The 18,822-nt window shown below is 73.5% G+C and carries 23 protein-coding genes; 10 read left to right on the top strand and 13 right to left on the bottom strand.

The features are described 5' to 3' along the window. Nucleotides 1-2: 2 nt before the first annotated feature. A complete protein-coding gene (locus tag ACWEN0_RS23780; RefSeq protein WP_451977339.1) occupies nt 3-938 on the bottom strand; it encodes a glycosyltransferase family 2 protein in 936 nt (311 codons plus the stop codon). A gap of 9 nt (nt 939-947) precedes the next feature. Between ACWEN0_RS23780 and ACWEN0_RS23775 the strand changes: the two genes are divergently transcribed. The 3 genes from ACWEN0_RS23775 (at nt 948) to ACWEN0_RS23765 (ending at nt 4,204) form a co-directional block, all read left to right on the top strand. Continuing rightward, nucleotides 948-2,024 carry a glycosyltransferase family 4 protein gene (locus ACWEN0_RS23775; RefSeq protein WP_451977336.1) on the top strand — a complete coding sequence of 359 codons (1,077 nt, stop codon included), beginning with the start codon at nt 948-950 and terminating at the stop codon, nt 2,022-2,024. 53 nt (nt 2,025-2,077) lie between these two features. Beyond that, a complete protein-coding gene (locus tag ACWEN0_RS23770) occupies nt 2,078-3,226 on the top strand; it encodes a glycosyltransferase family 4 protein (RefSeq protein ID WP_451977333.1) in 1,149 nt (382 codons plus the stop codon). A 117-nt stretch (nt 3,227-3,343) separates the two neighbouring features. Continuing rightward, nucleotides 3,344-4,204, top strand: a complete 861-nt coding sequence (locus ACWEN0_RS23765) for a glycosyltransferase family 2 protein (protein ID WP_451977330.1) — start codon at nt 3,344-3,346, stop codon at nt 4,202-4,204. On the opposite strand, the gene ACWEN0_RS23760 is transcribed toward ACWEN0_RS23765, so the two are convergent. Further along, nucleotides 4,201-4,653 (bottom strand): hypothetical protein, encoded by a 453-nt coding sequence (locus ACWEN0_RS23760; protein ID WP_451977327.1) that lies wholly within the window; start codon nt 4,651-4,653, stop codon nt 4,201-4,203. The two genes, ACWEN0_RS23765 and ACWEN0_RS23760, sit on opposite strands and share 4 nt — an antisense overlap. A 142-nt stretch (nt 4,654-4,795) precedes the next feature. Here ACWEN0_RS23760 and ACWEN0_RS23755 point away from each other — a divergent pair, with 142 nt between their 5' ends. Together ACWEN0_RS23755 and ACWEN0_RS23750 are read left to right on the top strand one after the other, a co-directional pair. Then, the gene (locus ACWEN0_RS23755) at nt 4,796-5,875 is read left to right on the top strand and encodes a mannose-1-phosphate guanylyltransferase (protein ID WP_155549152.1); all 1,080 of its coding nucleotides are present in this window, start codon (nt 4,796-4,798) and stop codon (nt 5,873-5,875) included. Between the two features lie 2 nt (nt 5,876-5,877). Beyond that, nucleotides 5,878-6,774 carry a DNA-3-methyladenine glycosylase family protein gene (locus tag ACWEN0_RS23750; protein WP_451977324.1) on the top strand — a complete coding sequence of 299 codons (897 nt, stop codon included), beginning with the start codon at nt 5,878-5,880 and terminating at the stop codon, nt 6,772-6,774. Between the two features lie 5 nt (nt 6,775-6,779). On the opposite strand, the gene ACWEN0_RS23745 is transcribed toward ACWEN0_RS23750, so the two are convergent. The 7 genes from ACWEN0_RS23745 to ACWEN0_RS23715 are packed head-to-tail and all read right to left on the bottom strand — an operon-like array spanning nt 6,780 to nt 11,466. Next, nucleotides 6,780-7,031 (bottom strand): hypothetical protein, encoded by a 252-nt coding sequence (locus ACWEN0_RS23745; protein ID WP_451977321.1) that lies wholly within the window; start codon nt 7,029-7,031, stop codon nt 6,780-6,782. Continuing rightward, nucleotides 7,028-7,390, bottom strand: a complete 363-nt coding sequence (locus ACWEN0_RS23740) for a GntR family transcriptional regulator (protein WP_451977318.1) — start codon at nt 7,388-7,390, stop codon at nt 7,028-7,030. Before ACWEN0_RS23740 ends, ACWEN0_RS23745 begins: the two co-directional genes overlap by 4 nt. Continuing rightward, nucleotides 7,387-7,830, bottom strand: coding sequence for a hypothetical protein (locus ACWEN0_RS23735; RefSeq protein WP_451977315.1), 444 nt, complete (start codon nt 7,828-7,830; stop codon nt 7,387-7,389). Before ACWEN0_RS23735 ends, ACWEN0_RS23740 begins: the two co-directional genes overlap by 4 nt. A 25-nt stretch (nt 7,831-7,855) precedes the next feature. Continuing rightward, entirely contained in the window at nt 7,856-8,401 is a 546-nt protein-coding gene (locus ACWEN0_RS23730; RefSeq protein WP_451977312.1) for an NUDIX hydrolase, read from the bottom strand. Then, nucleotides 8,398-9,792, bottom strand: coding sequence for a coenzyme F420-0:L-glutamate ligase (locus ACWEN0_RS23725; protein WP_451977309.1), 1,395 nt, complete (start codon nt 9,790-9,792; stop codon nt 8,398-8,400). The genes ACWEN0_RS23730 and ACWEN0_RS23725 overlap by 4 nt, the downstream gene beginning before the upstream one ends. Continuing rightward, nucleotides 9,728-10,717, bottom strand: coding sequence for a 2-phospho-L-lactate transferase (cofD, locus tag ACWEN0_RS23720; protein ID WP_451977306.1), 990 nt, complete (start codon nt 10,715-10,717; stop codon nt 9,728-9,730). Before cofD ends, ACWEN0_RS23725 begins: the two co-directional genes overlap by 65 nt. Then, nucleotides 10,714-11,466: a GNAT family N-acetyltransferase gene (locus tag ACWEN0_RS23715; RefSeq protein ID WP_451977303.1), complete on the bottom strand. Its 753-nt coding sequence runs from the start codon at nt 11,464-11,466 to the stop codon at nt 10,714-10,716. Before ACWEN0_RS23715 ends, cofD begins: the two co-directional genes overlap by 4 nt. A gap of 57 nt (nt 11,467-11,523) precedes the next feature. Between ACWEN0_RS23715 and ACWEN0_RS23710 the strand changes: the two genes are divergently transcribed. From ACWEN0_RS23710 to dapC, 3 genes are all read left to right on the top strand, one after another. Continuing rightward, the gene (locus ACWEN0_RS23710) at nt 11,524-11,697 is read left to right on the top strand and encodes a hypothetical protein (protein WP_451977300.1); all 174 of its coding nucleotides are present in this window, start codon (nt 11,524-11,526) and stop codon (nt 11,695-11,697) included. A 111-nt stretch (nt 11,698-11,808) separates the two neighbouring features. Continuing rightward, the gene (fdxA, locus tag ACWEN0_RS23705; protein ID WP_086680320.1) at nt 11,809-12,129 is read left to right on the top strand and encodes a ferredoxin; all 321 of its coding nucleotides are present in this window, start codon (nt 11,809-11,811) and stop codon (nt 12,127-12,129) included. Further along, entirely contained in the window at nt 12,126-13,217 is a 1,092-nt protein-coding gene (gene dapC, locus ACWEN0_RS23700) for a succinyldiaminopimelate transaminase (RefSeq protein ID WP_451977298.1), read from the top strand. The genes fdxA and dapC overlap by 4 nt, the downstream gene beginning before the upstream one ends. Here the strand turns inward: dapC and ACWEN0_RS23695 are convergent. Further along, nucleotides 13,207-14,070, bottom strand: a complete 864-nt coding sequence (locus ACWEN0_RS23695) for a ketopantoate reductase family protein (protein WP_451977295.1) — start codon at nt 14,068-14,070, stop codon at nt 13,207-13,209. The genes dapC and ACWEN0_RS23695 overlap by 11 nt on opposite strands. A gap of 57 nt (nt 14,071-14,127) precedes the next feature. Between ACWEN0_RS23695 and ACWEN0_RS23690 the strand changes: the two genes are divergently transcribed. Further along, on the top strand, nt 14,128-14,748 hold the full coding sequence (locus ACWEN0_RS23690; protein ID WP_451977292.1) for a TetR/AcrR family transcriptional regulator: 621 nt from the start codon (nt 14,128-14,130) through the stop codon (nt 14,746-14,748). On the opposite strand, the gene ACWEN0_RS23685 is transcribed toward ACWEN0_RS23690, so the two are convergent. Continuing rightward, nucleotides 14,729-15,376: a TetR/AcrR family transcriptional regulator gene (locus ACWEN0_RS23685; protein WP_451977289.1), complete on the bottom strand. Its 648-nt coding sequence runs from the start codon at nt 15,374-15,376 to the stop codon at nt 14,729-14,731. The genes ACWEN0_RS23690 and ACWEN0_RS23685 overlap by 20 nt on opposite strands. Nucleotides 15,377-15,420: 44 nt before the next feature. Between ACWEN0_RS23685 and ACWEN0_RS23680 the strand changes: the two genes are divergently transcribed. Continuing rightward, complete coding sequence (locus tag ACWEN0_RS23680) at nt 15,421-16,845, top strand: FAD-dependent monooxygenase (protein WP_451977286.1); 1,425 nt, start codon at nt 15,421-15,423, stop codon at nt 16,843-16,845. Nucleotides 16,846-16,849: 4 nt separating this feature from the next. Here the strand turns inward: ACWEN0_RS23680 and ACWEN0_RS23675 are convergent, their stop codons facing one another. Together ACWEN0_RS23675 and dapD are read right to left on the bottom strand one after the other, a co-directional pair. Beyond that, a complete protein-coding gene (locus ACWEN0_RS23675) occupies nt 16,850-17,788 on the bottom strand; it encodes a CHAD domain-containing protein (RefSeq protein ID WP_451977283.1) in 939 nt (312 codons plus the stop codon). A 28-nt stretch (nt 17,789-17,816) separates the two neighbouring features. After that, on the bottom strand, nt 17,817-18,800 hold the full coding sequence (dapD, locus tag ACWEN0_RS23670; RefSeq protein ID WP_451977281.1) for a 2,3,4,5-tetrahydropyridine-2,6-dicarboxylate N-succinyltransferase: 984 nt from the start codon (nt 18,798-18,800) through the stop codon (nt 17,817-17,819). Nucleotides 18,801-18,822 lie beyond the last annotated feature (22 nt).

Genomic DNA, 18,822 nt, shown 5'->3' with positions numbered 1-18,822 from the left:
GCTTAAAGGCCAGCCCAAGCCTCCCAGACCGCGCCTCGGCTCAGCGCGGCCGCACGGCCGATCGCGCGGCGGGCCAGCAGCGTCGCCGGCAGCCGCGTGATCACCTCGGCCAGGACGCGGCAGCGCAGGCCGAACCGGAAGTTCGCCGCCCGGGGGCGCCCGGGCCGCAGGGGCAGTACCGCTGTCAACACGGCGAACCTCAGCAGCTGGTTCACCGCGACTTCGCGGGGCGCGCAGCGCAGCAGCATGAGCAGCCGGTTGCGCTCGTTCCAGCGGTGGAACAGCGGCGAGCCCAGCTCGCTGCTGACGCCGTGGGCGTGCCGGACGCGCGCCTCGGGCGCCGCGACGACGTCCCACCCGGCCAGCCGCAGCCGCCACGCCGTGTCGGTGTCCTCGTAGTAGCAGAAGAACCCGGCCGGGACGCCGTGGACGCTCTCGAGCGCGTCGGTGCGCAGCAGGGCCGCGCCACCGCAGAAGCCGAACACCTCGTCCGCCGGGGTGGTGAGGTCGGCGCCGTGGCCGTCGGCGGTGAGCCGCACGCCGGCGGACTGCGTGCCGCCGCCGGGCCGCACGAGCAGCGACGTCACCGCGGCGGCCAACGGGGCTTTTTCCAGGGTGTCTTCGAGCGTCGCGAGCCAGTCCGGCTCGGGCTCGGCGTCGTCGTTCAGCCACGCCATCAGCGGGGTTCCGACGCGCCGGACGGCGACGGCGAGCGCGCCCGCGTAGCCCGCGTTGCGGGGGAGGCGAAGTACTTGCGGACGCGAAGGATGGGCCGCGAGCAGGGCGGCGGTGCCGTCGTCGGAGGCGTTGTCCACCACGAGCGTCCGATGTGGACGCGTCTGCGCGGCGAGCGCGTCGAGGCAGGCGGTGACGTGCCCGGCACCCCGCCAGGTCACGACGACCACCGTGGTGGCGGGATTCGCGGTCACGTCCCGCACAATAGCCGCGTGCCCGAACTGGTCGTGCTCGCCGAGCAGCTCCTCGCGCCCGTGCCCGGAGGCACCGGGCGCTACACGGCCGAGCTGCTCCCCGCCCTCGCGCGGACCGCGCCGCCGGGCTGGACGGTCTCCAGCGTGGTCGCGCGGCACGCCGACGTGCGCGCGGCCGAGCTCGAGGGCGTCGAAGGCCCGCGGGTGCTGCGGATCCCGCCGCGGGTGCTGGTCGGCGCGTGGCAGCTGGGGATCCCCTGGTGGCCGGGCGGCGACGCGGTGCACGCGCCGACGCCGTTCGCGCCCCCGCGCGCCCCGGCCGGGAAGACGGTGAGCGTCACCGTGCACGACACCGTGCCCTGGACCCACCCCGAGACGCTCACCGCGCGCGGCGTCAGCTGGCACCGGTCGATGATCGCGCGGGCGGCGCGGTCGTCGACCGGGCTGGTCGTGCCGACCCGGGCCGTCGCGGACGAGCTGGCGGTGCTGGTCGACGTCGGCGTCCCGGTGCACGTGGTGCCGCACGGCGTGCGGGTCCCCGAGGGGGCCGCCGAGCTGGACCTGCCTTCGCGGTACGTGCTGGCCGTCGGGACGATCGAGCCGCGCAAGGGCATCGACGTGCTGGTCGACGCGGTCGCGGCGCTGGACGGCGTGGTGCTGGTGCTGGCCGGCCAGCCGGGCTGGGGCGGCGTCGACCCGGCCGCGCTGGCGCGGGAACGCGGCCTGCCCGCGGACCGGCTGCGGGTGCTGGGGAAGGTGCCGGACGCCGAGCTGGCGACCGCGTTGCGCCGGGCGAGCGTGCTGGCCGTGCCGAGCCTCGCCGAGGGCTTCGGGCTGGGCCTGCTGGAGGCGATGGCGGCGGGCGTGCCGGTGGTGCACACGGACGTCCCGGCGCTGGCCGAGGTAGCGGGCGGCGCGGGCCGGATGGTGCCGCGCGGCGACGCGGCAGCGCTGGCCACGGCGTTACGCGAAGTGCTGGGTTCACCGTCTGTGGCCGACGACCTCGCCCGATCGGGGAGGGAACGAGCCCGCACGTTCACGTGGCGTAGGGCGGCGGAAGCCGTCTGGGCGATCCACACCCGCGCACACGGCTGACGTGTTTGCCAGTTCCCCACCATGACACCGGGTCACCGCCGTACCCTGCAGGGGTGAGCGAAGACCCCCGGGTTCTGATCGACGCGACCGCGGTTCCCGCGGACCGCGGCGGGGTCGGCCGGTACGTGGATTCGCTCGTCGCCGCCCTGGACGCCGACGGGGCGCGCGTCACCGTCGTCTGCCAGCCCCGGGACCTGCGGCTTTACGATCGGCTGGCACCGCACTCACGCATCGTGCCCGCCTCGCCGTCGACGACCACCCGGACCGCGCGCCTGACCTGGGAACAGGCGACGCTGCCGAGACTGGTGCGCCGGCTCGGCGCGGACGTCGTCCACTCGCCGCACTACACGATGCCGCTGGCCACGTCGGCGGCATCGGTCGTCACGCTGCACGACGCGACGTTCTTCACCGACGCGGTCCTGCACTCTTCGGTGAAGGCCCGCTTCTTCCGCGCGTGGACGGCGACGGCCCTGCGCCGCGCGACGTTGTGCGTGGTCCCCTCGGCGGCGACGGCCGCGGAGCTGACCCGCGTCGGCCAGGTGCGGCACGCTTCGCTGGAAGTCATTCACCACGGCGTCGACAGCGAGCGCTTCCACCCGCCGTCGCCCTCGGAAGTCGCCGCCGCCCGAGCGGCGGTGGGGCTGGGCCGGACCCCGTACGTGGCGTTCTTGGGCGCGCTGGAGCCGCGCAAGAACGTGCCGGCGTTGATCCGCGGCTTCGCGCGGGCGGTGGCCGGGCAGCGCGACGCGCCGGCGTTGGTGCTGGCCGGCCAGCCGGGCTGGGACACGCAGGTGGAACGGGCCCTGGACGCCGTGCCGCACCGGCTGCGGGTGATCCGGGCAGGATATCTGCCCTTCGGCACCCTGGCCGGCTTTCTCGGCGGGGCTTCGCTGGTGGCGTACCCGTCGCTGGGCGAGGGGTTCGGGCTCCCGGTGCTGGAGGCCATGGCGTGCGGCGCGTGCGTGCTGACGACGCGCCGGCTGTCCCTGCCGGAGGTGGGCGGCGACGCGGTGGCGTACTGCGGCGTGGGCGCGGGCGACGTGGCGGCGGCGATCTCCGAGCTGCTGGCGGACCCGGGCCGCCGAGCCGAGCTGGCCACGGCGGCCCAGCAGCGCGCGAAGGAGTTCTCCTGGGCGACGACCGCGGAACGGCACCGCGAGGCGTACGCCAAGGCTTGGTCCCGCCACCTCCGCACCCGCTGACCCGCGCTCAAAGAGCCGACACACGTGATTGAAGGGTCGACACGGCGGCATTGGCCCTTTCCGTCACGCGCTGCGGGGCGGCGGGGTTGCGCTGGGTGATGAGTGGACAATGGCCGGGTGACTGAGCACTCCCGCTATGGCGACGAAGTCGGCGTCGTGACCGTGACCTACTTCTCCGAGGACACCATCGAGCGGTTCCTCGACACCCTCGAGAAGGCCACCGAGCGCGAGCTCAAGGTGGTCGTCGCGGACAACGCGTCCGTCGAGGGTGCCCTCGAGAAGGCCACCGCCCACCGCAAGAACGTCCAGCTGCTCGCCATGGGGGAGAACCTCGGCTACGGGACCGCCGCCAACCGGGGCGTCGCCGAGCTGGACGACCGGTACGGCTGGGTCGTCGTCGTCAACCCGGACCTCGAGTGGGAGCCCGGGTCGCTCGACGCCCTGCTCGAGGTCGCGCGGCGGTGGCCGCGCGGGGGTGCCTTCGGGCCGCTGATCCACGATCTCGAGGGGGTCGTCTACCCCTCGGCGCGGCTGCTGCCCTCCTTCGGCCGGGGCATCGGGCACGCCCTCTTCGGGAAGGTCTGGCCCGGCAACCCCTGGACGAAGCAGTACCGGCAGGAGACCGGCACGCCGGTCGAGCGCACCTCGGGCTGGCTGTCCGGGTCGTGCCAGCTGTTCCGGCGGGAGGCGTTCGACTCCGTCGGCGGCTTCGACACGAGCTACTTCATGTACTTCGAGGACGTCGACCTCGGCGACCGGCTCGCGAAGGCCGGCTGGCTGAACGTCTACGCCCCGTCCTCGAGCGTGGTCCACGAAGGCGGGCACTCGACGTCGCAGGCGTCGAAGAAGATGCTCAAGGCCCACCACGCCAGCGCGTACCGCTACCTCGCCGACCGCCACCCTGGCCTCGTCTGGAAGCCGGTCCTGGCCGCCGCGAAGCTCGGCCTCGCCGTGCGGCTGAAGCTCGAGACGCGCTAGATCCCGTCGAGCCGGCGCGAAAGGTCGGACTTGCCGTTGGTCTGCGTCACCGTCGGCACCAGGCCGGTGTCCTCCGGGTCCGGCTCCTTCAGCGGGCTCGTTATCGGCTCGGCCTGGGGCCGGCGGGCCAGCGGCGTGTGCATCGGGGTCGTGGGCGTCGGCGTGCTCAGCGGGGTCGTCGGCTGCGCGCGGCGGCCACCCTGGGTCTCCATCCGCCGCGTCGGCGCCGAGCCCGCGAGCGGGTGGTCGTTCTCCTCGATCAGCGACGCCGGCAGCTGCGTGGTCGTGTCGGGGTCGCGGCTGCGGTCGAGGCCGTCGATCTGCGCGCGCGGGATCTGCTGCGTGTTCGACGAGTCCATCGGCGACGTGGCTCTGTCGGGTGTCACCACGAACACACCGCGCGCTTGGGCTCGTGCGAGCAGGGCGTCCGCCCGATCGCGGGGGTCCATCCCCTCGGCCTCCCGACTGACCCGGGGGCCCTCTGGGGAAAGGCCCGCCTGTTTCCTGTCTAGGGTAGGCCCTCCGGGCGACCTCCGTCAGGGTTTCCCGCGGCTTGTCGCTCAGCGGTGCGTGATACAAGAGGAGATTTCCGTGACGTCCGAGGTCGAGATCGACGCCGTCGTGCTGGTCGGAGGCAAGGGCACGCGCCTGCGGCCACTGACCCTTTCGGCACCGAAGCCGATGCTCCCGACAGCCGGGACGCCGTACCTGAGCCACTTGTTCTCCCGCATCCGCGAAGCCGGGATCCGGCACGTCGTGCTGGGCACGAGCTACCGTGCGGAGGTGTTCGAGGAGTACTTCGGCGACGGCAAGTCGATCGGTCTGGACCTCGAATACGTCGTCGAAGAGGAGCCGCTCGACACCGCGGGCGCGATCCGGAACGTCTACGACAAGCTGCGTGCGGACCACGTGATCGTCTTCAACGGCGACATCATCTCCGGCTCGGACCTCGGTGAGCAGCTGCGCGTGCACCGCGAGTCGGAGGCCGACGTCACCCTGCACCTGCAGCGCGTGCCCGACCCGAGCCGGTTCGGTTCGGTGCCGACCGACGAGACCGGCCGCGTCCAGGCCTTCCTCGAGAAGACGCCGAACCCGCCGACCGACCAGATCAACGCCGGCTGCTACGTCTTCCGCCGCCCGGTGATCGAGTCGATCCCGACCGGGCGCCGGGTGTCGGTCGAGCGCGAGACGTTCCCGCAGCTGCTGGAGCAGGGCGCGCACATCCACGGCTTCGTCGACGCGTCGTACTGGCTGGACGTCGGCACGCCGGAGGCGTTCGTGCGCGGCTCCGCCGACCTGGTGCGGGGTGTCGCGCCGACGTCGGCGCTGCCCGGCCGGCCCGGCGACTTCCTGGTGCTCGACGGTGCTTCCGTCGCCGAAGACGCCCAGCTGTCCGGTGGTTCGACCATCGGCGGCGGCGCGGTGGTCGGCTCGGGCGCGAAGATCGACGGCTCGGTGCTGTTCGACGGCGCCGCCGTCTCCGAGGGCGCGATCGTCGAGCGTTCGGTGCTCGGGCACGGCGCGCGCGTCGGCGCCGGTGCGGTGCTGCGCGGGGTCGTGCTGGGCGACGGCGTGTCCGTCGGGGCCGGCTGCGAACTGCTCGACGGCGCCCGGATCTGGCCCGACACCGTGCTTCCCGACGGTTCCGTCCGCTTCTCGAGCGACGCGTAGCGATGTTCTGGCGCCCCGCGTTCGAAGTCGACCCAGGCCGTGTCCTGAGTCCGCTGAGGCGCGGCCGCGGGTCGCTCAACATCCTCGACGACGAACGCGGCATCACCTGGCTCGCGTCGAACACCCCGGACGGCCCGGGCACCCTCGCGCTGCGCCGCCTGACCGACGGCCGGTTCGAGGCTGCGGCCTGGGGCGCCGGCGCGGACCGGCTGCTCAGTGGCGTCCCGGCCCTGCTCGGCGCGGAGGACGACGACTCGGAGTTCGTCGCGCACCACGACGTCGTCGCGCGCGCCCGGCGGGAGAACCCCGGGCTGCGGCTCGGCGCGACGGGCGTGGTGTGGGACTGGCTGGTGCTCGCGGTGCTGGAGCAGAAGGTGACCGGCAAGGAGGCGATCCGGTCGTGGGCCGAGCTGTGCCGCCGCTTCGGCGAGCGGGCGCCCGGGCCGGGGCCGGACCGCCTGCGCGTCCCGCCGACGCCGGTGGCGCTGCGGTCGCTGCCGGACTGGCACTGGCACCGCGCGGGCGTCGACATCAAGCGCCGGACCACGCTGATCAACGCGGCGCGCGTCGCCCGGCACCTGGAGCGGGCGGTCGAGCTGGGCGGGATCGCCGGGCGGCACCTGCTGCGGACCGTGCCCGGCATCGGCGTGTGGACGGCGGCGGAGGTCGCGCAACGCGCCTGGGGCGACCCGGACGCGGTCAGCTTCGGTGACTACAACATCCCGTCGATGGTCGGGAACGCCGTGCTCGGCGTGAAACTCGACGACGTCGGGATGGCGGAGGTGCTGACGCCGTACGCCCCGCAGCGGCAGCGGGCGGTGCGGTACCTGGAGGCGGCCGGCCACCGCCGGCCCCGCTTCGGACCGCGGATCGAGCTGCGCGACTACCGCGCCATGTGACCTTGCTACTGAGCCGGGGGATACCCGCCGGGCGGCGGGTACGGCGGCTGCTGGCCCGGGTACGGCTGCTGGCCCGGGTAAGGCTGCTGCTGGCCCGAGTAGGGCTGCGGCGGGTAACCGGGTTGCTGGGGCGGGTATCCCGGGTGCTGCTGCGGCGGGTACGGCGGCTGCTTCGGCTTGGCGTTGATCGCGATGACCACCACCGTCACCAGGCCCCCGACGACCAGCAGCAGGATCAACAGCACCAGCACACTCACGAGTCACCCTCCAGGGCAGCGCGGACGATCGACAGGGCCTCCGCGTCGGACAGGCCCAGTTTGCGGGTGGTCTTCGCGTATTCCGCCGCCGCCTGCTGGGCGCGGCCGCGGCTCTGGTCGCCCGAGGCCGCGACGAAGCTGCCCGCCCGGCCGCGCGTCTCGATCAGCCCGGCTTCCTCCAGCTCGCGGTACGCGCGGGCGACCGTGTTCGGGGCGATGCCGAGGTCGGCCGCCAGCTGCCGGACCGTGGGCAGCTTGGTGCCCACGGCCAGGCTCCGGTCGTTGATCCGCGTCGCGAACCCGGACCGGACCTGCTCGTACGGCGGCACCGGCGAGCTGCTGTCGAAGGGGACGATCACCAGCTCTGCGGTCCCGCTCCCGGCCCCGGCGGCCGTTGCCCGTACGGCCCCTGCGGCACCGGCTGCGAAGGCGGGTACCCCGGCTGCTGCGGAACCGGGAACCCGGCCTGCGGCGGGGCGAAGCCGGGCTGCGGCGGATAACCCTGCTGCGGCGCGGGGAACCCGCCCGACGCCGGTTGCGGGAATCCGCCCGACGGCGCCGGGAAGCCTTGCTGCGGCTGGAAACCTTGCTGCGGCGGGAAGTTCTGCTGGGCGGGCGGGAACTGACCGCCGTTCTTCATCGCCTCTTCGCGGCGCATCTTCGACACCCGCACCGCGACCACGACGACGAACACGATGATCGCCAGGACCAGCAGGCCCAGGACGACGTAGCCGAACGCGCCGCCGCCGCTGCCGCCGCCGGAATGGAAATGCACCCGCTCGGGGAACTGCGTAGCCATGGGTCCTCCCTCTCCGCGCCCCAGGCTAGTGCCCGGCACCGACAGGAACGGCCGCTTTCACCAGATCGGCGAGATCTTCGGAGCCCGCCGGGAGCGCGTCCGCCGGCCACCACCGCAGGTCGTCGGACTCCTCGCTGCGCACCGGCGAAGCCCCCGGCGGGGCGTGCACGGCGAACCGGACGTCGAAGTGCCGGGTGGGCACGCCCAGCGAGCACGTGATCGGGTGGACGTCGAGGTGCACCGGCTCGGCGGAGATCCGCAGCCCGGCGATGCCGGACTCCTCGGTGGCCTCCCGCAGCGCGGCGCCGGCCAGTGAGACGTCCGACGGCTCGCAGTGGCCGCCGAGCTGCAGCCACCGCCCGACCCGCGGGTGCAGCGTCAGCAGCACCCGGGTGCCGGTGTGGTCCAGGACCACGGCCGACGCCGTCAGGTGCCCGGCCGCGCACGACCGTCGGCACGAGTCGTCGCGCGCCGCGAGGAACCCGAGGAACGCCTGGCGCAGCGACTCCTGGGACGCGAGATCGGGCCGCCACGAACCCAGCGTCGCGACGGCGTCTTCGTGCAGGCTCACAGTTCCAGGAGTCCTTCCCCGGGCGTGATCGGCCCGCGCGGGCCGGGGTCGTCCAGCGGCACGCCGATCGCGACCGAACCGAGCGGCTGCCAGCGTTCGTCGAGGCCGAGGACGTCCCGGACGAGGTCGGCGGCGAAGATCGTCGACCCGATCCAGCACGAGCCGAGCCCTTCGGCGGCCAGCGAAACCAGCAGACCCTGCACGGCGGCGCCGCCGGCGACGGTGAACATGGTCTTCTCGCAGTCGTTGCGGCGCTCGTCGCGGTAGGTGTGCGCGCCGTCCGGGACCAGGAACGGGATGACGACTTCCGGGGCCCGGTAAAGGATGTCGCCGCGGCTGAGCCGCTTCGCGATCTGCTCCTCGGTGAACCCGTCGCCGGACAGGTCGGCCCGCCACGACTCGCGCATCGCGTCGAGCAGCTGCTTGCGCGTGCCGCCGTCGCGCAGCCAGACGAACCGCACGGGGTGGGTGTGGTGCGGCGCGGGCGCGGTCAGCGCGGACGCCACCGCGCGCCGCATCGCCGCGGGGTCCACCGGCTCGTCGGCGAACTGCCGCACCGAGCGCCGCGCCGGGACGGCCGCGCGCCGGCCCTGCGCGATGGCTTCGTTGGTGCCCAGCCGGAAGAGGTCCTCCTCGAGCGGGCGCACGAGGTTCCGGGCCGTCGAGCCGTCGTCGAAGATGTCCAGACCACGCACGACGGCGACCGGGGTGCCGCCGAGCTTGCCCTTGACCAGGTCGGCGGCCGCGGCCAGCTCGTCCGCGACCGCGACCTCGGTGACGGCCAGCTCGTTGCCCTGCCCGTCGACCTCGCCGCGGTAGGCGTGCAGCACGCGCAGCCCGGACGAGCCGATCGCGGCGTCGGTCTGCCCGACCCGCCACGCGCGGCCCATCGTGTCCGTGACGACCACGGCGACCTCGACGCCGAGCCGTTCGCGCAGCCCGTTGCGCAGCGCCAGCGCCGACGCGTCCGGGTCGGCCGGCAGCAGCGCGACCTCGTCGCCTTCGACGTTCGACGCGTCGATGCCCGACGCCGCCTGCACGATCCCCAGGTGGTTCTGGGTGATCACCGTGCGCGCGATGCGCGCGACCACCCGGATCGCTTCGCGGTCGACGAGCTTGCGGCGCTCGGCGTCGCGGACCTCGGGGTCCGTCGGCACCTTGACGAGCCTGCCCTCGGTCTTCGAGACGATCTTGCTGGTCACGACCAGGACGTCACCCGAGCGCAGCCAGGGTGCGGCCTTGACGATCGCGCCGGTCAGGTCGTCGCCCGGGCGGAACTCCGGCAGCCCGGTGACGGGCAGGATCTCCAGCTTGGGGGAGGCGTGGTCAGTCAACGGGGGCTCCGGCCAGGTCCAGGGCGGCGCGGGCCATCGCCGCGGTCGCGTCCACATCGGACATCAGCAGCGGCACGTCGCGGACGGTCACGCCCGGCACGTCCGCCGTCTCGCCTTCCGCGATCAGCCAGCCGTCGAGCACGCCGTCGTCCTTGCGCGAGCCGTAGTGCCGGCCCACCGCCTCCGCCGACGTCTCGACGCCGATCGCGGTCAGGCACGCGTCGGCCATCCCGCGCAGCGCCTTGCCGCCGATGATCGGCGACACGCCGACGACGCCCGCCGACGTCTTGCGCAGCGCGTCCCGGACCCCCGGCACGCCCAGCACGGTCCCGACTGAGACGACCGGGTTCGACGGCGCGAACAGCACCGCGTCGGCGCCGGAGATCGCGTCGAGCACGCCCGGCGCGGGCTTGGCCTCTTCGGCGCCAACCGCGACGATCGAGTGCGCCTTCGGCTCGGCGCGGTAGCGCACCCACCACTCCTGGAAGTGGATCGCCTTCTGCTGGCCGTCCTGCTCCGGGTCGTCGATCACCACGTGCGTCTCGACGCGGTCGTCCGACATCGGCAGCAGCCGGACGCCGGGCTGCCAGCGGTCGCACAGCGCCTCGGTCACCGCCGAGAGCGGGTAGCCCGCGCGCAGCATCCGCGACCGGATCAGGTGCGTGGCGATGTCCTTGTCGCCGAGCCCGAACCACGACGGCTCGGCGCCGTAGGCGGCCAGCTCGTCCTTGACGACCCAGGTCTCGCCCGAGTGCCCCCAGCCGCGTTCCTTGTCGATCCCGCCGCCGAGGGTGTACATGCAGGTGTCCAGGTCGGGACAGATCCGGAGGCCGTGCATCCAGACGTCGTCGCCGGTGTTGACCAGCGCCGTCACCTCGTGCCCGGACTCCGAAGCACCTTCCGGTGCCATGCCCAGCGCTGCCTTCACACCCAGCAGGAATCGGGCTCCGCCCACTCCGCCGACCACTACCACGATCTTCACGACGTCGAATCCTCGCACGAGCCGGGTGCGGGCACCCAGTACCGGTATCTGTGGTGCGGGACGTAGCCGAGCCCCGCGTAGAGCGCGAGCGCGCCCGCGTTCCCCTCCGCCACCTGCAACACCGCGTGGTCCGCCCCGTGTTCCGCGCCCCACGTGTGCAGGGCGCCCATCAGCGCGGACGCCAGCCCGCGGCGGCGGAAAGCGGGGTCGACCTCCAGGCGGCCGACGTGCAGCCAGCCGTCCACCAGCGCCCCGCGGACCACCCCGGCGGTGGTGCCGTCGGGCGTCGCGACGCCGTAGCCGACCTTGCCGCCGGTCAGGACGCTGCGCGCGGCCTCGGTGTCCTCGCCGGGCCCGAGCGCCAGCTGCCACCACTCCGGTGTCGGCTCGTCGTGCACCTCGACGCCGTCGGCCGGGGAAGCGCCGGTGAGCGGGACGGTGAGGACGACGACCTCGTGGCCGCGGTGGTGCCGGGTCGCCTCGGACCAGCCCTCGGCGACGATCGCGCGCTCGTTCGGGCTGTCGCGGATCACCTGCACCATCGGCGGGATCCCCCGATCGTGGGCGAAGTCACACACGGCGCGCAGGGCGTCCGGGACCGGGCGGCCCGCGTCGCCGACCGCGAGCGCGCTGTTCGCGCGCCCGGTGAACCCGCCCGCCCAGCGCAGCCGCCAGTTTCCCAAGGGTTCTTCGACCAGTGGCGGCCATGCTCTGCTGCAGGCGATTTCGAGCGTCTCGGGTGCGTTCACGGTTAGATTGTCCCCAAGGCCGTGAAAGTCGCGGAGCGGATTTCCGAGGAGGTGGCCGTGGGCATCCAGCGCAAGGACGAGCGGCACAACGAGAAGCTCGTCGACGAGATCTCCGAGGGGTTCAACCGCGCCGTGGGGGACAAGAAGGCCGAGGACGAGCCGCCCAAGCCGCGGTTCGTCATCACCGGTGACGCGCGGGCCACCCCGCCGCCGCGCCGCCGGGAGAGGTGACCTCGCCATACCCCGGGTATGGCTAAGGCTTGCCTCACCAACCGATCGGGTGCCGCTGCCGCGTAATGTCGGCACGGACTGGCTGTTTGCAGAGAAAAGCAGGAGTGCGCAGTGACCTACGTGATCGCCGAGCCCTGCGTCGACGTGCTCGACAAGGCGTGTATCGACGAGTGCCCCGTGGACTGCATCTACGAGGGCGAGCGGATGCTGTACATCCACCCGGACGAGTGCGTCGACTGCGGCGCCTGCGAGCCGGTCTGCCCGGTCGAGGCGATCTACTACGAGGACGACGTCCCGGACAACTGGTCGGACTACACCAAGGCCAACGTCGACTTCTTCGACGAGCTGGGCTCGCCCGGCGGCGCCTCCAAGGTGGGCAAGACCGCGCACGACCCGGGCTTCATCAAGGCGCTGCCCCCGCAGGGCGAATGAGCCGGGTTTCGCTGCCCGACTTCCCCTGGGACTCGCTCGCCGAGGTCAAGGCCACGGCGAGCGCCCATCCCGGCGGGGTGGTCGACCTCTCCATCGGCACCCCGGTCGACCCGGTCCCGGCCGGCATCCGCGACGCGCTCGCGTCGGTTTCGGACATCCCCGGGTACCCGACCACGCACGGCATCCCGGCGCTGCGCGCGGCGGCCATCGCCGCGCTCGGCCGCCGGCACGGCGTCACCGGCATCGAGCCGGACGCGGTGCTCCCGACGATCGGGTCGAAGGAGGCCGTGGCCTGGCTGCCGCGGCTGCTCGGCTTCGGTCCCGGCGACCTCGTCGTCATCCCCGAGCTGGCCTACCCGACCTACGAGGTCGGGGCGCTGCTGGCGGGCGCGACGATCCTGCGCGCCGACAGCACGGTCGCGCTCGGCCCGCAGCGCCCGGCGATGATCTGGCTGAACTCGCCGTCCAACCCGACCGGCAAGGTGCTCCCCGCGGAGCACCTGCGCAAGGTCGTGGAGTGGGCCCGCGAGCGTGACGTCGTGGTCGTCTCCGACGAGTGCTACCTGGCGCTCGGCTGGGAGACGGCCCCGCTGTCGATCCTGCACCCCGACGTCTCCGGCGGCCGGACCGACGGCCTGGTCGCGGTGCACTCGCTGTCCAAGTCGGCGAACCTGGCCAGCTACCGCGCGGGGTTCCTGACCGGCGACCCGCGCCTGATCGCGGGTCTGCTCGAGGTCCGCAAGCACGCGGGCATGATCGTGCCGCGCCCGGTCCAGGAGGCGATGGTCGCCGCCCTGACTGACGACGAGGCCCTGACGGCCCAGCGCGAGCGGTACGCACGGCGTCGGCTGGCGCTGCGGAAGGCGTTGCAGGACAACGGGTTCCGCATCGACCACTCCGAGGCCGGGCTGTACCTGTGGGCCACCCGCGACGAAGACGCGTCGACGACCGTGTCCTGGCTCGCCGACCGCGGGATCCTGGTCGCGCCGGGCACGTTCTACGGTCCGACGGGCGGCAGGCACGTCCGGGTCGCGCTCACCGCGACCGACGAGCGCGTGGACGCCGCCGTGGAGCGGCTCACCGCCTAGGCCCGAGCTGGCCGGCCAGCCGCTCGAGTTCGGCCGCCGCCGCGGGTGAGGTGCTGCTGAGCCCGCTGTGCACGGCCGTCCTGCTCCGCAGGAAGCGCCGGAGCACGGCCACGAGCAGTCCTTCCGGCAGCGTCCGCAAGGCCGCGAACCCGCGCGGGACCGGCGACATCGGCAGCGCGCCCAGGTTCCGCCGCATCCGGTGGAGCATGGCGCGGACCGCGGCCGGGTCGCCGGCCAGGGCCACCGGGCCTCCGGCCGCCGCCACCGCCTGGCCGAGCGGCACCTCGAGCGCGGCGTGCGTCTTGAGCCAGGCGTCCATCCGCGGGGTGGCCTTGGCGTTGACCCCGGCGTCGCGGAACGTCCGCACGATCCGGTCCAGCCGCGGCGTGCGCCGGCCGTCGGGTTCGCCGATCGACATCGCGACCAGGCGGGTCAGGGGGCTTGCGGCGCGGTAGCGGACGACGTCGCCGTCCATCGTGCCGCCGTCCGCGGGAAAGCCGAGCAGCACCCGCTCGTGGCCGAGCACCGCGCCCAGCGGTTCCGCGCCGGCCGCCCAGTTGAGCAGGAACAGCACGTCGCCTTCGACGTCGGCGAGGGACTCGAGCACCTCGTCCAGCTGGTGGGCGCGGGTGAAGACGGCGATCAGGTCGTACCCGCCGGCCGGGTGCTCGACCACCGGCACCGGTACCCGCTCGACGACCGGGCTGTCTTCCACGGCGAGCCGCACGCCGTGCCGGCCCAGCGCGGCCAGGCGTTCGCCCCGGGCGAGGAGCGAGACGTCGTGCCCGGCTCGGTGCATGCGGGCGGCGAACAGGCTGCCGGTGACGCCGGCGCCGTACACGAGCAGCTTCATGGCGCTCCTGATCATTCATACGTTTGTTTGAAACAGACGTATGTAGAGTAACCGTCCATGGCGGTCTCCGACACCCGCTCCCAGCTCCTCGACGCGGCGGAGCACCTCTTCGCCGAGCACGGCTTCCGCGGCGCCTCGGTCCGCGCGATCACCGAGCGTGCCGGGGCGAACCTGGCCGCCGTCGGGTACCACTTCGGGTCGAAGGCGGAGCTCCTGGCCGCCGTCGTCCGCCGCGTGGTCGAGCCCATCACCGCGGCGCAGGCCGCCGGGCTCGACCGGCTGCTGGCCCGGACCCCGCACCCGCCGGTCGCCGACCTGGTCGAGGCGTTCGCGGGTCCGCTGTTCGACGCGATGCTGGCCGGTGGCGCCCGGACGTCCCGGCTGATCATGCGGATCATCGGCGACCCGGCCGAGGAGATGCGCACCTGGACCGGCTCGGCCGAGGCCGCGGTCCGCGATCGCTACCTGGCGGCCTTCGGCGACGCGTTGCCCGGCCTGTCCGAGGCGGAGCTGTGGTTCCGGGTCCGGGGGATCCTCGCCGTGGCGGCCGTGGACCGCGTCGACGTCCACAACGCGCCGGTCCCGGACTGCCCGCCTTCGGGCGAACCGGCCCGGCGCTGGGCGATCACGTTCCTGGCGGCGGCGATGAGCGCGCCGCCTAGTAGTCCCGGCCCGTGAAGCCCCGGTAGACGAACCTCGTCAGGGCCTCGACCGCCTCTTCGTCGGTCGGGGGCGTCCAGCCCGCCGGGGCCGGGTCGAGCAGCCACATCTGCGCGAAGCTGTCGACCAGCTGGTACATCATCGCGATCGCCAGCTCCGTGCGGGCCGGCAGGCGCAGGCCCGCCGCCGTGACGTGCGCGAGGTGGCCGGTCAGGTCCGCGGCCTGCGTCGCGCCGAAGCTCGCCACCGTGCGCGCGAACGCGTCGTTGACCATCGCCGCCTGACGCAGCGCCTGCATGGTCGCCGCGTGCTCCTTGTAGAAGTCCCAGTACTGCGCGACGTGCCAGCGCACGGCCGCCGGGTCGCTGAAGTCCGACAGGTGGCCTTCGGACAACGCGCTCTCGTCGCCGGATTCGGCCAGGTCGGCCAGGAGCGCCTCGAGCAGCTCTTCCTTGCTCGCGAAGTGGTTGTAGAACGACCCCGCGGCCCGGCCCGCTTCGGCGGTGATGTCCGTGATCTTCGTGTTCAGGTAGCCCTTCCGCGCGAACACGCGCCGGGCCGCCGCCTTCAGCGCGACTTCGGTCTCCGCGGCCTTCTCCTTGCGGTTCACCGCCACCTCCTTGACGCCGGACGCTAGCAGTGTCATTCTGAATTCAGATTCACTGAATTTCAATTCACTGGGAGGGCGACATGGACGTGCAGGTGCTGATCGCGGGGGCAGGACCGACCGGGCTGACCCTGGGCATCGAGCTGGCGCGCCGGGACGTGCCGGTGCGGATCATCGACAAGGCCGAAACCTTCTTCATGGGCTCGCGCGGCGACGGCCTCCAGCCGCGCACGCTGGAGATCTTCGAAGACCTGGGCGTGCTCGACGCCGTCCTGGCGCAGGGGGCCGCGCCGGTGCCGACGCAGATCCACGTCGGCGGCGAGGTCGTCGGCGAGCGGATGATGTTCGACCTGGCCGAGCCGACGCCGGAGAAGCCGTACCCGACCGGCTGGTTCCTGGGCCAGTCGCAGACCGAGGCCATCCTGCGCGACCGGCTCGCGGAGTTCGGCGTGCACGTCGAGCTCGCGACCGCGCTGACCGGCTTCGAGCAGTCGGCCGACGGCGTCACGGCCACGTTGAGCACCGGCGAGACCGTCCGCGCGGCCTACCTGGTCGGCGCCGACGGCGGCAAGAGCTTCGTCCGCAAGGCACTGGGGATCGCGTTCGAGGGCACCACCGACGAGTCGATCCGGATGCTGCTCGGCGACGTCCGCGCCGAGGGGCTCGACCGCGGTTTCGGGCACTGGTTCGGCGCACTGGACGACCCGATGCGCGGCATGATGTTCAGCCCGCTGCCGGGCACGCCGTGGTTCCAGTTCGGCTCGCCGCTCGGCGACGGCGACCTCGAGGCCGAGACGGCGCTGCCGGCCGTCCAGGCCCGGCTCGACGCGCTGACCGGCGGCGGGATCACGCTGTCGGACCTGGCCTGGTCGACGGTGTGGCGGCCGAACGTGCGGCTGGCGGAGCGGTTCCGCGTGGGCCGGGTCTTCCTGGCCGGCGACTCCGCGCACGTCCACCCGCCGACCGGCGGGCAGGGCCTGAACACCGGCGTCGGCGACGGCTACAACCTGGGCTGGAAGCTCGCCGACGGCTCACCCGGGCTGCTCGACAGCTACGAGGCCGAGCGCCGCACGAACGCGGCCCGTGTCCTGGGCATCTCGACGGAGCTGATGCAGAAGTACACCGACGGCGACGAGGACGCCCACCGGCGCGGCGAGGACACCCAGCAGCTGGACATCAGCTACCGCGGCGGTCCACTGTCCCCGGCCGGCGACGGCGCGCTGCGGCCGGGCGACCGCGCGCCGGACTCGCTGCTGACCGATGCCGACGGCACCCGCGTCCGGCTGTTCGAGCTGTTCCGCGGCCCGCACGCGACGCGCCTGGTCTTCGGCGACGGCCCGGTGGGGGAGCACGCGTACCGCGTCCTGCCCGCGGGATCGGCCCCGACGCCGGACGCGCTGGTCGACGACGGCGGGCACGCGTACGCGGCCTACGACGTGAAGCCGGGCACCGAGGTGCTGGTGCGCCCGGACGGCTACGTCTGGTCGGTCTCCCGCGGCTTGTCGTGAGGGATCAGGCGTGCAGGGCGGTGGCGGCGGCGTCGACCGCGGCCCAGGAGTCGCGCCAGGCCGCGCGGGCCTCGGCCCGGCGGGCCAGCTCGCGCTCGGCGATGCGGCCCGCGACGAACCCGACCGGCCCGTCGGCGGCCTCCAGCACTGTGCGCATCCGCTCGGCGGCGACGACCGCGTCCTGGTGGTCGCCCAGCACCGTCTGGAAGTCCCGGGTCGCCTTGATCAGCGTCTTGATCTTCGCCGCGCGCTTCTTCTTCGCCGACGTCTGGGCCAGCTCGGCCGCGTACCGGAGCTTCTTGCCGTGGATGCGCAGGGCGTGCAGGTCGTCGTCGGGCGGGTCGGCGGGCAGCGCGCGGACGGCCTTGGCGAGCTTGCGGTGCGGTTTCGCCAGCCCGGCGACGAGGTCGTGCGGGGACTCCGCGACCGCGACGGGCCCCTGGCCGTCCCGGGCCAGCAGGCTCACTTCGTGCAGCAGCGTCGAGTACCGGGCGCTTGACAGGGCCCGGGTGAGCCGCCGCTTCGCCGTGGCGCGCTCGGCGACGAACGTCGACACCAGCCGGCGCCCGGCGGCCTGGTCGCGGACCTCGAAGTCGGCGATCACCTCGCGCAGGTGTCCGATGAGGACGTCGTAGTCCCGCACCTCGCCGAGCGATTGGCCGAGCCACCCCAGCTCGGCGCGCACCGGCTCGGCGCCTTCCCCGACCAGGGCGCCGGACAGCTTCAGCACGCTGCGCATCCGCCGCAGGGCGACGCGCATCTGGTGCAGGTCCTCGGGATCGGCGCCCGAGCGCGTGCCGGGTTCGTGCGCGAGCAGGGCGCGGATCTCCCGGTCGAGCTTGGCGCGGACGTGGTGGACCGCCGGATCGGCCGGGCCCGCTTCGACAGGCGCGTCGGGCAGGCCCAGCTCAGCCGGAGTGAGTGGCAACGATTCGGTGGTCACCACATGAATTGTAGGTGAACTACGGCCCTCAGTCGTTGGCGTGGAGGATCGAGTTCAGCTCGACACCCGAGCCGGTCCGCGGCACGACCTCGACCGCGCCGGTGCCGGAGTTGCGGCGGAAGACGGCGCCGGAGATGCCGTTGAGCTCGCGGGCCTTGACGACCTTGCCGTCGACGACGACCTTCGTGCCGGCCGTGACGTACAGCCCGGCCTCGACGACCGCGTCGTCGCCCAGCGAGATCCCGACGCCGCCGTTCGCGCCGATCAGGCAGCGCTCGCCCAGCGAGATCGTCTCCTTGCCGCCGCCCGAGAGCGTGCCCATGATCGACGCGCCACCGCCGACGTCCGAACCGTCGCCGACGACCACGCCGGCCGAGATCCGGCCCTCGACCATGGACGCACCGAGCGTGCCGGCGTTGAAGTTGACGAAGCCCTCGTGCATCACGGTCGTGCCGGACGCCAGGTGCGCGCCGAGCCGCACGCGGTCCGCGTCGCCGATCCGCACGCCGGACGGCAGGACGTAGTCGACCATCCGCGGGAACTTGTCGACGCTGTAGACGGTCACCGCGCCGCGCGAGCGCAGGCGCAGCCGCGTCGTCTCGAAGCCCTCGACCGGGCACGGGCCGTGGTTGGTCCACACGACGTTGGCCAGCAGGCCGAACATGCCGTCGAGGCTCTGGCCGTGCGGCCGGACCAGCCGGTGGGAGAGCAGGTGCAGCCGCAGGTAGATGTCGTGCGTGTCGGCCGGGGCGTCGGCGAGCCTGCCGATCGTGGTGCGGACGGCGACGACCTCGACCCCGCGGTCGGTGTCCGGGCCGAGCAGCGCCGTGGCGGCCTCGCCGAGCAGCTCCTCGGCTTCCTCGGCACCGAGGCGGTCCGTGCCGGGCGTGCCGCCTTCGATCAGCTTCGGGTGCGGGTACCAGGTGTCGAGGACCGTCCCGTCGGTCGCGACGGTGGCCAGCCCGACGCCGCTGGCGCCGGTCGTTTCGGGGTTCGGGCTCTGCTCGCTCACGCCCGACACGGTAGTCGAGTGA

The organism is Amycolatopsis sp. NPDC004378 (genome assembly GCF_053602455.1).
Note: the sequence above shows the minus strand (reverse complement) of the source record. Positions and strands in the feature narration are given on the sequence as shown.